15 protein-coding genes are annotated in these 13,339 nt (G+C 42.3%); all 15 read right to left on the bottom strand.

Annotated elements, in window-relative coordinates; all coding sequences use genetic code 11:
- Positions 1-30: 30 nt before the first annotated feature.
- Complete coding sequence (locus tag DW025_RS01000; RefSeq protein ID WP_119998227.1) at positions 31-657, bottom strand: hypothetical protein; 627 nt, start codon at positions 655-657, stop codon at positions 31-33.
- Between the two features lie 11 nt (positions 658-668).
- The gene (locus DW025_RS00995; RefSeq protein ID WP_119998225.1) at positions 669-1,727 is read right to left on the bottom strand and encodes a GGDEF domain-containing protein; all 1,059 of its coding nucleotides are present in this window, start codon (positions 1,725-1,727) and stop codon (positions 669-671) included.
- A gap of 22 nt (positions 1,728-1,749) precedes the next feature.
- Complete coding sequence (locus DW025_RS14675) at positions 1,750-2,190, bottom strand: hypothetical protein (RefSeq protein WP_133302854.1); 441 nt, start codon at positions 2,188-2,190, stop codon at positions 1,750-1,752.
- Complete coding sequence (locus DW025_RS00985; RefSeq protein WP_119998221.1) at positions 2,138-2,368, bottom strand: hypothetical protein; 231 nt, start codon at positions 2,366-2,368, stop codon at positions 2,138-2,140. The genes DW025_RS14675 and DW025_RS00985 overlap by 53 nt, the downstream gene beginning before the upstream one ends.
- Positions 2,369-2,631: 263 nt before the next feature.
- Positions 2,632-5,205 carry a VirB4-like conjugal transfer ATPase, CD1110 family gene (locus tag DW025_RS00980; protein WP_119998219.1) on the bottom strand — a complete coding sequence of 858 codons (2,574 nt, stop codon included), beginning with the start codon at positions 5,203-5,205 and terminating at the stop codon, positions 2,632-2,634.
- An 18-nt stretch (positions 5,206-5,223) separates the two neighbouring features.
- Positions 5,224-6,570 (bottom strand): plasmid recombination protein, encoded by a 1,347-nt coding sequence (locus DW025_RS00975; protein ID WP_119998218.1) that lies wholly within the window; start codon positions 6,568-6,570, stop codon positions 5,224-5,226.
- A gap of 288 nt (positions 6,571-6,858) precedes the next feature.
- A complete protein-coding gene (locus DW025_RS00970; RefSeq protein WP_119998216.1) occupies positions 6,859-7,233 on the bottom strand; it encodes a hypothetical protein in 375 nt (124 codons plus the stop codon).
- Positions 7,196-7,693, bottom strand: coding sequence for a hypothetical protein (locus DW025_RS00965; protein WP_119998214.1), 498 nt, complete (start codon positions 7,691-7,693; stop codon positions 7,196-7,198). The genes DW025_RS00970 and DW025_RS00965 overlap by 38 nt, the downstream gene beginning before the upstream one ends.
- 100 nt (positions 7,694-7,793) lie before the next feature.
- A complete protein-coding gene (locus DW025_RS00960) occupies positions 7,794-8,078 on the bottom strand; it encodes an HU family DNA-binding protein (RefSeq protein ID WP_119998212.1) in 285 nt (94 codons plus the stop codon).
- Between the two features lie 70 nt (positions 8,079-8,148).
- Positions 8,149-10,335 carry a type IA DNA topoisomerase gene (locus DW025_RS00955; RefSeq protein WP_119998210.1) on the bottom strand — a complete coding sequence of 729 codons (2,187 nt, stop codon included), beginning with the start codon at positions 10,333-10,335 and terminating at the stop codon, positions 8,149-8,151.
- The gene (locus DW025_RS00950) at positions 10,332-10,703 is read right to left on the bottom strand and encodes a hypothetical protein (RefSeq protein ID WP_119998208.1); all 372 of its coding nucleotides are present in this window, start codon (positions 10,701-10,703) and stop codon (positions 10,332-10,334) included. Before DW025_RS00950 ends, DW025_RS00955 begins: the two co-directional genes overlap by 4 nt.
- Complete coding sequence (locus tag DW025_RS00945; protein ID WP_119998206.1) at positions 10,700-11,119, bottom strand: hypothetical protein; 420 nt, start codon at positions 11,117-11,119, stop codon at positions 10,700-10,702. Before DW025_RS00945 ends, DW025_RS00950 begins: the two co-directional genes overlap by 4 nt.
- Before the next feature lie 21 nt (positions 11,120-11,140).
- Positions 11,141-11,494 carry a hypothetical protein gene (locus DW025_RS00940; protein WP_119998204.1) on the bottom strand — a complete coding sequence of 118 codons (354 nt, stop codon included), beginning with the start codon at positions 11,492-11,494 and terminating at the stop codon, positions 11,141-11,143.
- Positions 11,495-11,506: 12 nt separating this feature from the next.
- A complete protein-coding gene (locus DW025_RS00935; RefSeq protein ID WP_119998202.1) occupies positions 11,507-11,848 on the bottom strand; it encodes a hypothetical protein in 342 nt (113 codons plus the stop codon).
- Positions 11,838-12,326 carry a replication/maintenance protein RepL gene (locus tag DW025_RS00930; RefSeq protein WP_119998201.1) on the bottom strand — a complete coding sequence of 163 codons (489 nt, stop codon included), beginning with the start codon at positions 12,324-12,326 and terminating at the stop codon, positions 11,838-11,840. Before DW025_RS00930 ends, DW025_RS00935 begins: the two co-directional genes overlap by 11 nt.
- Between the last annotated feature and the right edge of the window lie 1,013 nt (positions 12,327-13,339).

The following is a 13,339-nucleotide window of genomic DNA, read 5'->3' as shown; positions in this document are numbered from 1 at the left end:
GCAATTTCACGCTCCTTTCATACGTTACTGTTACTGTGGATTGGTAAACATATCTGTATTCAGGAAATCATCATTTGCATCGTAGTTTTCGTCTGCATCGTCCGGCTCATCAGAATAATCGCCTTCGTCTGCATCGGTGTTGATGCTGCTTTCTTCTTCATTTTCCAGCTCGTATTCAATGTCATACATTGACACACTTTCGATTCCGCAAGCAACGCTTTCCAACGAAAAGACAAATGACAGGTCGGAATCACCTTCTCCAGACATGAAAATCGGCTGGAACGCAGACAAACAGTAAGCAGTTCCTTTATCCAGTTCAGAACGACACATATCCAGTACGAAGATATAATCGTTTGCTTCGCCTTTCTTGAACTGGTTCGTGCCTCTCTGCAAAACAGTGTTCCACATAGTTCTTGCCTTCTGAGAACTCTTTCTTCTGGAATTGTGCAGTGTAATGAATACAAACTGTCCGTTAATCTGCACGGTAGTCCGGTTTTCTGTTACGGTCTGCTGTAAGTCTACATAGTTATATTCACCATCTTTTCGCTGTACTGCCTGTTTCATGGTAATTACTGCGTGAGAATCATGAAGCTTGGACAAGATGGTTGAAAACTCTTCAAAATCACTGTCTGTAGACAGCTCTGTCAACTTTCTCATGTATACTCCTTTCACTGGCGAACCAGATTGATTGCAACTTTATCCGCATGAACTTCGTAGTCTGCTCCATCTATGGCAATCAGTCCGGATTCCTGATATTCGGCTGTTTTTTCATTATCATTCCAAAGGGCATATTCATATGTGCCTCTGGTGTTTGGCTTTACAGGGAACAGAGAAACGCCACGCTTGACACGTTTTCCGAAGGAAGCAGGAATACAGTTTCCCTCATGCACATCAATCGTGATGTCACACTGTCCTTTGTTTTCTCGCTCTCCGAAGCAGGACACATTCATATGTCCTTCATTGTCGAATCTGGAAGAAATCATAAATTTCATACCATCAAATCCGAAGCTGACACTTGTGCCGCTGTAGATTCGTGTTTTTACGAAGTCATCAACAACAACGACCATATTCAGAGATGCAAGACTTTCTTTATATTCAGTCGGGAACACATATGCTGTCACCGTTCTGGCAGCTGGCTCAGTCTCTTCCAGATGTACTGTGGCATACCACATTGTTTCTCTGTACTTACAGGTATCTGTTTCCTGCAAGTCAGCTGGGGTGTTACCTTTGTTTCCGACAATCACATCATCTCTGGCATCTGTATATGCCTTTCCAATTTTCTCTGCTTTATAGTGGTACATCATTTCTTTGCCACGTTCGCAGAGCTTCGTGTAGTTCTCTTTGGTTACATAGGTGTCTTCTACAATTCCATAGTAGACTGTAAAAAAATCCTCGTTTCCTGATTCCAGCATATTCTTCAACTTTGAGAACTCATTCTCCGTGACAAACAAATTGAATTTATTGCCACTGATTCGGAAAATATAAAAATTGTCTCTCAATTGAAGAAATGCTTTTCTTAACACACGAGAACCAAATCCATACCCTTTTTTCTCATTGCTTCTGGTCACGTCTACGCTGATGCAAGCAAGATAGTATTCAGCCGTAAGATGCTCTGCAAAATCACGAAAAGCATTCTCATTCGGAAAGCCTTCGCTGTCTGTATAGAGCTTCCGCTTCGGGACTGTAATCATTGCTTCACCAGTATAGTCAATGTATCTGTTTTCCATTTGTCTTATCACCTTTTATTGATTATTTCTGGTTCTTATCTTCAATCTCTTTATCTCTAAGGGCATCAAGACTTTCTTCCCATCTGCTATAGCCTTTATGCAAAGGCGTGTCGTTGGAAAGAAGTGCTGCCACTCCAGAAATACTGAAATTTCGGTCATTTAATATCGCTGCAATCTTATAAGCATTTTTTGGAATTGGGTCGATGCGATATTGCTCACAAACCGCCATTATTCTCTGATACTGTGATAGTTCAGCTTTATTGTTGAAAAACATCTTACTTCTCAGCTCGTAAATTTCAAATTTCGCAAGCTGATACAGGCTTGAAGCTTTCTTGCCTTCGTAAATGTCTTTTGCAACGTCCTGATGCTCACATAAGTACAGACAAACATTGGATATTACATCGTCCTTTTCAATGCTCGCTATGTCCTTTGTTAGAGGAATCGACCTTACAGCTCTCGTCAAAGTTTCTAGTATCCATTGCCACATTGGTGTCACCCTTTCTTCTCTCGTTTTCATCTGCTAACTGCTTCAAAATCTTTCCTGCGTCTTCAAGCGTTTTGCCGAGACAAAAACATTCATTGTTTTTGTAAAAGGGAACATCATTGAGGAACGCTTCCATTTCATCTTTGTTAAGCTTCATCTAATCACTCTCCTTATTCAGTTCCGATGGTGTTTCTGGAAAACACGCCAGATTAGGCTATAAGAAACGCACATCGTCCTTGCAATCTCTAGTTATTGCAAAGCCCTTAAATGTGCCACGATATATCATTGTTCCGCATAAGAAATCAGGGAACGAGTACATCATAAATTATAACACATTCAAGGGTTTACAAGGGGTATATCAGTTCAAATAAACACTGCCAATTTCTTCCAATAGGCTGTGTCTTGCTTACAAATCAGCACTTATTCTTCGTCTTCTTTTTCACCATCAAACTCTTCATTTGCCTTGCGTTTGATAGCTGTTTTTCTTGCTTCATCGTTCGGGTTTGTGGACATGATGTGATACAGTTCACTATCAGTCGGAAGCTTATAGTCAATCGGAATAATTACCGAGTTGTTGTAAATCAGACCAGTACCAGAAGGCTTATCCTTGATGTAATCAATCAGTGCATCAGAGATGCCGTACAGGTTCTGGAGCTGCTGTCTGCCGATAGGAGACTGGTTCAGGAAAATGAAGAAACCTGTGTTGTTGAACATTGCAGTACCCTGTCTGGTGGACAGCAAGTCGGCAACGTCCTGTGTGATACCTGTCATGATACCGCCGTACTTACGAACACGCTTGTAGTAAGCCATTACCGTAGAAGCAGAGCTTTCTGTTTTGAAGAAATGGTGGAACTCATCGAGGTACACCCAGATAGCCTTACCAGTGTGATACTTTTCGTTTTCCTCACGGTTCTTGACAATCTTTGTCCAGATGTTCGACAGGCACACCTTCATTGCCATCTCTGTCATTTTTTCCGGCAGATAGAGCAGGTTGTAAATTGTCAGTCTGCTGTGTCCTTCAATGTTGGTGTGATGAGCAAATACGTTGTAGTTACCAATGCAATACTGCTCAACAGCCAGTGCAACCTTAGTGCCTTCCTGTGTACCGTCAGCCATCAGTTCATTGTAGAACTCAACCAGTGTCGGACAAATTTCAGTGTCCAGTTCGTCAGACTGTCCTTCTTCACAGCCATCTCTGTGGCGGCGTGTCATCTCTTCAATGTAGTCTTCATACATACGAGTGCAGGCACGATGAATTGCATTTGTCTCATAGATGTTGCACTCTCTGCCTTTACCCAGAATAGATTCAACCAGACCTACCATGTAGTCGCACTTTTCAGCCAGCGGAGTAGCCTTCGGGTCGTCCCATTCCATTGCCATATCGCAAGGATTGATGTGATACTGAGACTTCAATTCAAGGTCGATGGTTCTGCCCCCAAAGTGTTCTGCAACAACATGATATTCGTTCTCAGGGTCGAGGATAATCATGTCATCGTTGCCATCGAGCAGGTTCGGGATAATCTCGCCCTTTGTGATGAAGGACTTACCAGAACCAGACTGACCAAAGATAAGTCCGTTCGCCAGACGAGAACGCTTACGGTCGTACATAACCATGTTCTTGGAGATTGCATTCGAGCCGTAGAAGTGTCCCTTCTTATCTGTCAGCTCCTGAATGTTGAATGGGAACAATGCACAGGCGTTATCTGATGTCAGCATACGGTCGATAATCACTTTGCTGTTGCCACAAAGGATTGCTGTGTTCAGACCTGCGACCTGCTGTCCAATCAGATAAGAAGGTGTAACAGAATAGTCTGCACACTTCGCTGTGTACTGAGCTGTGATGTTCTTGATTTCTTCATCGTCCTTGCCGAAGATAGAAACAACCATTGTAGCGAAGAACAGCTTCTTGCCTTCGTTTACAACATCATGACGAAGCTTACCAGCATCTTCTCTTGCCTGAATCAAATCCTCATTGATAAGGTCGGTGGAGTAACCACTCTTATACGCCTGCTGAGAAGCTTTGATAACGTCAGCCTTTACAGAAGTGTTCTGCATCTTTACAAGCTGGAGAGCCTTCTTACGAGGAACAGGCTTGAACTGAATTACCGTTACCATCTCATAAGGAAGATTGGTTACGTTGGTAAGAAACGAAGTGTCCAGCTGCTGAGGCAGGTTTGCATAAGCATAGCTCTTGCAGTATCTTTCATCGTCAAGCTGAATGCACTGTCTTGTCTTTGCAATTACCTGCGGTGCAATCAAGTCCTTGACAGACACACCGGATTTTCTAAGAGCAGGCAAATCGAGGGACAGCTTTTCGTTGCCTTCATCGTCTTTGTGCTTTGCAAAGTAACGCTCATATTCCTTGTGGAACGGAACGCAGTCAGAGCCACGAAGAATCTTCTGCATTACTGCCAGACGGTCGATTGCGTCCAGCTGTTTCACGCCGACCTTGTTAATGGTCTTTACAGCTTCCTGTAAGGAAACATCTGCGGAGTTAAATTCCATCTCTGCCTGAGACAAACCGTTGGCAGTACGAATGGTAAGCATGATGTATTTTTCCTTGCTGATTTCGTTGTGACCCTCTTCGATTTTCTTGTCGATGATATGGTTATAGTCAGTACGATATTCGTCCAGACCATCGCCAGCTTCTTTCAGATGATAAGCCGCTGTGATGTCTTCCTTTGTGTTGCGTTCATTGATAATGATGACGGAAATATCCACATTATCAGGGAAGCGGTTCATCAGCTTTGTGTAGTTGACCAGATAATCAACCTGTTTATCTTCCGGTTCAGTAACAAAGTTACTGTCTATCAGTTTATAAAGCTTGCTGTAGTAGTTGCCGGAAATGATGATGCCGTCTTCGGTGATATAATCGAAGTCGATAATTTCCTGTGCAGTGCGAGCAATTTTCATCGGCTTTTTTCTTGCCTTTGCAGGTGTGTTTTCTCCACCTTTGGTATTCTTCTTTGCAGGGGCTTTCTTCATAAATGCCATTGCAGTTTCTCCTTTCGGTTATGCTTTTTCCTGTGCTTGTTCCTGTGAATCGTTTGCTTTTTCCTTTTCATCTTCCAGATGAATGAAGTAAGATGCTTCAATGTGATTCTTTTCCAGAATCGCACGAGCAAGGTCGTATTCATCGGTTTCCATTTTGTCCATGTAAACACGGCGACCTTTGCAGTCCATAGCTTTCAGTTGGTGTTCCAGCAGAATCAGATTTTCCATCGTTTCCTTTGGACTATCTGTCTTAATGAAAACCAAACTTCTTTTGCTGGTTCTGGACGGTCGAACCGTGATAGGTCTGGACGAGGAACGTGCAAACAATGCTTGTCTTTCCGAATCCATGTCTTCGTCCAAAAACTTTTGCTGAGGCGAAGGACGTGGAGTTTGATTCGGAAGTTCGATGATGACGATTGCATCATCTTCTATCTCAGCGTCCACAAGTGAACCGCTGTAGAAATTCACCGGAGTTGCTTTTGCAGGAACATATTTCTTTGCCTGCATTGCAACAAGTTCGTCTTTTTTCCACGAGTACCCTTGTCTGGTAATCAGACTTTTTAGAACGTCATTCTGATTTTCAAGGTCTGCAATTCTTTGCAGCAACGGATAAATTCCGATGTCGTTTTTTTCAATTCCATAATTCTTTGCAACTGTCAGCATAGAGTTCAGTTCTTTTGCTAGATGCTCCTTCTGCTCTTCCATTTGTCCGATTTGTTTTTTCAGACTTTCAACTTTCATCTGGAGAACAGTTTTGTTGCCACCGTTCGTTGCACCGTTCAAAATTTCTGTCTTATATCCCAGATAGCTTTGAACATAATCACTCAGTCGCTGGTGCATCGTTGAAAGATATTTTCGGGAAATCAAATCCTTGCAGCAGATTCTTTCGGTCGGCATTTCACCGCCGTGGTTTGCCTTCCAATCTTCCAGCGACTTCAAGCATTCATTGCTTGTGAACTGTGGCTGCTCACCTTTCAACACTGGAACAAAATCCAAGTGCATATGCGGTGTCGTTTCATCTTTGTGAACAACTGCATTGACAATGTTTTCTTCTCCAAGGTCATTGCAATAAAAATCATAAACGGCTTGAAAAAAATCTCTTTCATCTTCGTCTTTGACATCTTTCGGAAGTGTCACAACGAACTCTCCAACCACAGTTGTGTTGTTTCGTTTTTTTGCGATAAACACTTCTGACAATCGCTCCTTGACATCTTCCGGTGTCCCTTTTTTGAAGTGATAGTTTTGGTAAGTTCGTTCATTGTCGATGGATTCATTGCTGTGTACAACGCCGTCATTTTGCATACGGTTGTTGTGTAAGAACAGTCGTCCAATGCTGGCAGGCGAGTATTTACTGAATTGTGCCATTCGGTCTGCTTACCGCCTTTCCGCAGGTATATATCTATACCCTCTACCCTCTATATGTAAGGTTTAAGGGAAAAACAGCATCGTACTGCCCTATATTTTTAATATGTATGTATCTTGACATGAAAGGGGTATGTAAAATGGAATGTTTTTGGTGGTTTCTACATAGGTACAGGTATAGCAAGGTATACTTAAAGATGCTTTCAGGCTGTCCTCGGAGAAAAGAAAGCACAAAAAAGAGAACAGGTGAATTTTTCCTGTTCCCTCTTTCTGTCGGACTGTATTCCGTATTCAGCAAGCTCGTTCCTGATGTGCTTTCAGCCGTTCCACGTCATCACGCAGAGCCATGACTGCTTCTCTTAGCAACTTGTTTTCTTGTTTCAGCAGCGTGTTCTGCTGTTTGACCAGACGCTTTTCTTCACGATTTCTTTTCCGAAAATTCTTCTGCCGGATTGCTGTTTGCTCCCGAATAATTTTCTCTCGACAGCTCGGACAACACTCCTGCTTTATCAGCTTATACCAGTTTGTATCTGTTTCACAGCCGATGTACGTTCCGCACTGTGTACAGTAGCTGTAAATGACACCGTTGACTTTGCAAAGAGCAGGATTGTTGAAGTCGTAATCAATCTCATATCCATTGTCTGGGTACTGCTTCAACTGGCTCATCTTCGCACTCCCCTTCCGTTTTAATTTCTTCTGAATCTGGTGGTTCTTCTTCCCTTTGCGTTACTGTTTCCGTTATGCCGTTACGTCTTAAATCGCACAAAAGGTCGATGTCAGAAACAATCTCCGAGCGAAGCTTTTCTCGTTCCTCAACAGCCATATCAGTAAAGTGATTTGCTGTTTCATTCAGTGTGAATGTGTACCCTTCTTTATTCTCGGCACTGCTCCAAACACACTTGATGTTTTGCTCGTGTTCATCATCGCACAACTGAGATGATGTGAGTAAATCTTCGATGCTTTTCAAACGATTCTGATTCAGATTCAGTCGTTCAATGATACTCATTGCCTGAACAAAATCAAGTGGCGGATATTCTTTTTCTGCCCGAAAAAATTTATACCAAACAAAGATGCCGAGAGGGATTCCATACACACAAATCACAATCAAAAAATCGTGCAGTGACATGAATGTCTCCTTTCAGATTTCACATAAAGAAAACAGGGCATCGCTTTGATTCTGCAACGCCCTGCTCTTTCACTTTGTTATTTTCTTTATGCAGTTGTGGTTAGGCGTTGTGAGATGCAACCTTTTCCTTGAAAATAGTCCCAGCATTGAACTTCGGAACAATCTTTTCCGGAACTTCAATCGTTTCATTGGTATACATATTGGTAGCAGTTCGTGCTGCTCTCTTGACAGGTGTGAATGTGCCGAAGCCAACAAAAGTAATCTTGTCACCACTGGCGACACACTCTTCAATTTCTTCCAGAAAAGTATTGATGACAGCCTCGGTCTGAACCTTAGTCATGTTGTTCTTCTCTGCTACCTTGCGAATCATTTCTTTCTTGTTCATTTTGAAAAACTCCTTCGTGAAAATTATAATTTATAAGAGCCACGATAATTTTTTGTGGCAGTTATTACGTTTACTTTTTACCCCAGCCAGATGATTTTCCCCAGCCGGAAGAACCGCTTGACGGTTTGGAATTGCCCCAGCTGTTTCCAGAACTCTTTGCTTTTTCGGAAGATTTTCCGGCAGCAGTTTTCTTCTGAGGCGTGTCCACAAACTCAAAGGTTGTTTTGTGATTTTGCTTATCCAAAAGCAGTCTTGCCTTGAAACTTTTTCCTGCCTTAGACTTGAAAGTGTACGCTTTGGTTTTGCCTTTGGCAATCAAATCTGCAAGGTCAGTTTCTTTCATTTTGTGTCCGCAGATTTCCAGCCCGAATGAGAACTTACAGTCACAATACCAACCGTATCTTCCGAACTTCAACTGCTTGCCACAAGCAGGGCAATCGTATGTGTTGCTCGAACCACTCTTGCCAAATCCGGCAAGATTTTCTTTGTTGCCGGAAATAATTTTCTTGGTCGTGTCAGCCACATACTGATTGACAATTTCCATGTACTCCGGAAACGCAAGCTCTCCAGATGCAACTGCATTCAGCTTTGCTTCCATGTCTGCCGTTTTCAAAGGACTGATAAGAGCTTCATCGTATCGTTCTACAATCGGAATGACTGCCTTACCGAACTCAGTTGGAGAAACTTTCTGCTTTTTGTCAACATCAATAAAGCCTTTGTCCTGTAGCTTCTCGATGATGGCAGCTCTGGTTGCCGATGTGCCAATGCCACAAGTCTTAATCTGCTCTCGAAGTTCTTCATCTTCAATCAGCTTTCCGGCTTTTTCCATTGCCATGACAAGTGTACCAGTCGTGTAAGCAACAGGTGGTTTTGTTTCCAGATTTCTGAGTGTAAATATTGCCGGAATCGTGTTGCCTTTTAACGGAACTTCTCTGTCTGCCACATCTTCTTCATTGACAGATTCCTTGAATCCAGTCTGCTTGATTTTTCGGAATGAATCGAAGAATCGTTCTTTGTTGGAATGCAGATATGTGATAGAAACTGCATCATAGACAAACGGTGGTTTCATCGTGTCCATGAAGCGTTTAAGAACTGCCTGATACACTTTTTCTTCCAGTCCGGACAGCATCGAAGCATTTCCGTGAAAGGTCGGAATGATAGCATAGTGGTCTGTCACTTTGCTGTCATCAATGTATCTCTGAGGAACATTGTACCCCTTTGATTTCAGTTCAACAGCAACCGCAGATGAAAGGAAACGGCAATCTGTTCGGGGATAGGTTGTAAACTTTTTCTCGTAAAGGCTCTGAGCAATCGACAGTGCGTTTGCCGGAGAAATTTTGTAAGTCTTTGAACAATACGCCTGCAAGTCTGCAAGGTTGAACAGATACGGTGCATACTCTGTCTTCTGCTGCACCTTTACATCTTCGACTGTCAGCTTCTGGTCTTGCATCAGTTCAGTAACCAGAGCATCTGCTTTTTCCTTTTTCAGAAAACCGTTTTCATTGTACAGGTCGTCACTCTCAAAAAAGCGACTTCTCTTTTCTGCTTTCCAGAAGATATTTTCTCCAGCCTTGATTCCATAGTAGTAGGTCTTCGTGAAATTTTCAATTTCTTTCTGACGCTGCACAATCATTGCCAGCGTTGGTGTCATAACACGACCTGTATTGAGTGTCTTGCCACTGGTCAATGTAAACGCTTCTGTGAAATTCATTCCAATCAGCCAGTCTGACATTGCTCGTGCGTAACCGCTGTCAACCATATGCTGATAGCTGTTGTATGGCTTTGCATCTCGGATTCCACCCAGAATTGATTCTTCTGTGTAACTGTCAATCCAAACAACACGTTCATCAAGCTTCGGTGCAGTCTTAAAAATCTGATTTCGGATAAGAGCCTGAATGTAGATTCCTTCTCGTCCGCTATCACCTGCGTAGTAAATTGCACCAACATCTTTTCTGGTGTACAGTGACTTTACAATCTTGAACTGCTTGTATGTAGATTTCTGTGGTTCATACTTGAACTGCCGAGGAATCATCGGCAGTTTATCTGTACTCCATCTGCCACCCCATTCCGGATTTTGCTCTTCCGGAGAAGAAATGCCAATCAAGTGACCAACCGCCCATGTGATAATGACATCTTTTTTCAGAACAGGGGAATAGCCTTCGATATAACCGTCCGTTTTCTCGTGGCTCTGAATCTGTAACACTTTACGATATTCCTGAGCAACAGACGGCTTTTCCGTAATAAAAATCGTTTTCATTCTTCCGTATTCCTTTCTGCGATTTTTTCAAGTTCAGCAACACAGTCCAAGTATGGCTTGTGTTGTTTTTTCTGAACTTCCGGTTTCTTTTCTGTCGGCGTATCTTTGGAAAGCACGTCCCACTTTTCCTGCACATTTTCAAAGAAATGCACGAACTTATCCAGTGCTTCTTTGTTGCAGAAATGCAGTGTTGACCATTGCCCTTCAATATCTGCTAAGTCAATTTTTGCATCGTCTTCTTCTGCTCCGGCATATTCACAAATCGCCACACTGATACCGCCAAGCATTTTGTTATGATACCCGACAAGGCATTTCTTGTGTCCTTTGACACCAAACAGAATCATCGTTGGATATGTTTTTCTGCTCATTCGTCCACCTCGTCTTCGTCATACTCTTCATATTCATCGAAGTCGCCGAGTTCGTGTTCCAGATTTTCCAGAAACTGTCCGTACTCCTGCTTTCTCTGCTTACGGTCTTTTGATGACATTTTTGTCATATCAGCTCTCTGGAGCAATTCGTTCCGGTCTGTGTCATCATCTTCTTCTGCAAAACCGTTGATAATGTCGTCAAGCTTTTCTTCTTTTCTTTTGTGTCTGATATACAGCCAGATAGAAACACCCATACAGGCAAAGAAAATGATTGCGAACAGCCAAAGTTGTCGGATTCTCAACAAACAAAGTACGCCAATAATGCCATACAGAATTGCCTGTTTCAAATTGCTGGAAGAACGAACTGTTTTTGGCTTATACCGATTTCTGTTTTCGATAGGATTATCAAAAAACAACTTTTTCTCTCCTTTCTACGCTTAAAACGGAAGCTCTCCCTCTGAGATGATTTCTTCAAAATCCCCAAGGTTTCCAAGTTCGGAAAGCTGCTGTTCCGTAAGCTGATTGTTTTTCGCAGGGCTTTGTGCAACTGGCTTCCAACCGGAAACCGCATTTGTTTGTTTCGGCTTTCCCCAGCTGGAAGGCTTTTCAGCAGCTGGTGCAGAAGTTGTCGAAGGCGTTGAAGCTTTTGCAGGCTGTGCCTTGCTCGCTCCATTTACCCACGCTGAAACACGCTGGGCGTTTTTTGCTTTCTTTATGATGTCCTGCTCTGATGCAGACGGATTCTCAATTGTGATAATTGTTGCTCCGTCTTTTTCTGTAATTGTCAACATTTACATCTCTCCTTATGCTTTGAAGCATCTGTTGCGGTCGATGGTGAAACGGCTTGTGTTTCCAACTTTTCCGATTGTCACAAGGTCTGTGTATCGCTCTCGGAACAACCGAATTGCTCGTGCTACAGAAGCTTTTGAGTAATGCAGTGCCTGTGCAATCGTGTCAAGACTGCATACAAGCTCGTTTTCATCGTCCATTTTGGAAATAATGAATGCCAGTACCATGCCTTCCCTTGTGTCATTCATCAGCAACTCTTCGTAGCGTTCCTGATAACCATGCTCCATGATAAGAGCATTCTCGTACTGCCGTTCCTGAAATGTCCCATCTGGAAGCAATATCCGATTATTTTTCATCGTTATCACCCCATTCTTTCTTTGTAAGGATAATGTTTCCTTCAAACTCACAATACTGTACCTGATTTCCTTTGCCTTTCCATACCACATCAGGATTGAGCAAGTACACGCTTGCACCGCCGCTTCTCTTAATTTGCAGAATGTTTTCTGATTCTAGCAAAGAGATTGCTCTCCTTACCGAAGACTTGGAAACACCAAAGTATTCCATGAAAAACTGATAAGAAGTGACCAGTGCGTTTTTCTGATTCATCTTCTTCACAATCAAAAGATAAATTCTTGTTGCCAACGGAGAATCTGCAATCTTCATCAGAACATCAAGCCTGTCAATGTTCTGCTGGGCAAATCTGCTGTATGCAGACTTTTCAGCTTGCTTTCTTTTTCGCATTTCTTCCTTTTCAGTTTCTCTCAGATACCGTTCTCGTTGCTCGAAAGTCATGTCAAAATCCTTTGTCTTTCCGACTGTGATTTCTTCTGCCATGCCATTTCTCCCTTGTATCTATATGTCAGAGATGACAAACATCTGTTCACCTCTGATATTATTATAGCATAGTAGTGTACATTTGTCAACTGTTAATCTGTATAATATCCGTTATCATTGATGAATCCATTTTTGTACACTATGACTATTGACTTTTCTGAAAAAATCGCTACACCCACAAGTAAGTAGTCACAGTATGAACACGTTAGTAGTCACAGTATGACTACTCGCTTTTCCGAAAACAATGCAATTTCGCCATTCTTCAAAAACGCCCTCTTATATCTATAGACTTCTATATCATAGCCGGACATTCCAGTCCTCTCCTATCAGTTTTATTGTCCGGTTGCTATACAAATTCCATAGACTTCTATTTCGCTGTCGAACATATCGCATTCCAATAGACATCGAACATTCGACTTCTACTAGAAATCTATGATATAGACTTCTAGCGACTTCTATACCATAGACTTCTCAAACGAAGCTACGCTTCGTGCTTCGCCTTCTGGCTCAGCGACTGTTTGTCTGTGAGGTAGGTGTCCCTTCTGTCTATGGTTTGCGATGTCAAGTGAGGTTGCAGTCTTTGGGACAGGAATAGAAGTCGATGACACAGCACGCCCTCTCTCAAAGAGCAGGGGTCAAGGGCTACTCCCTTGTCGCTGAAAGCGAAATCGCTTTCTTATCTCACAGACAGCACCATAGACACAACTTTCAGTAGACTTGCACATTGCTGTTAATCTCATAGACTGCATCATAGACGCACTTAGACTTCGTGACACCGGAGAATGCTGGTTCATAGACTGCACCATAGAATACACGAAGTAAATCACAGAATACACGAAATAAATTAAGACAGCTAGATAATAATAATTACGAATGTCTATGAGTAATTATTATTATCTAAATTAGACTTCTAAATAGCATTCTATATAGATTTCTAACTAGACTATGTATTCTATGATTTAGACTTCTATTAGACTTCTAATAGATAACTATATAGCTTTCTATTAGACTTC

It is taken from the genome of Coprococcus sp. AF38-1, from assembly GCF_003603945.1.
Classification (GTDB): Bacteria; Bacillota; Clostridia; order Lachnospirales; family Lachnospiraceae; genus Coprococcus; species Coprococcus aceti.
Note: the sequence above shows the minus strand (reverse complement) of the source record. Positions and strands in the feature narration are given on the sequence as shown.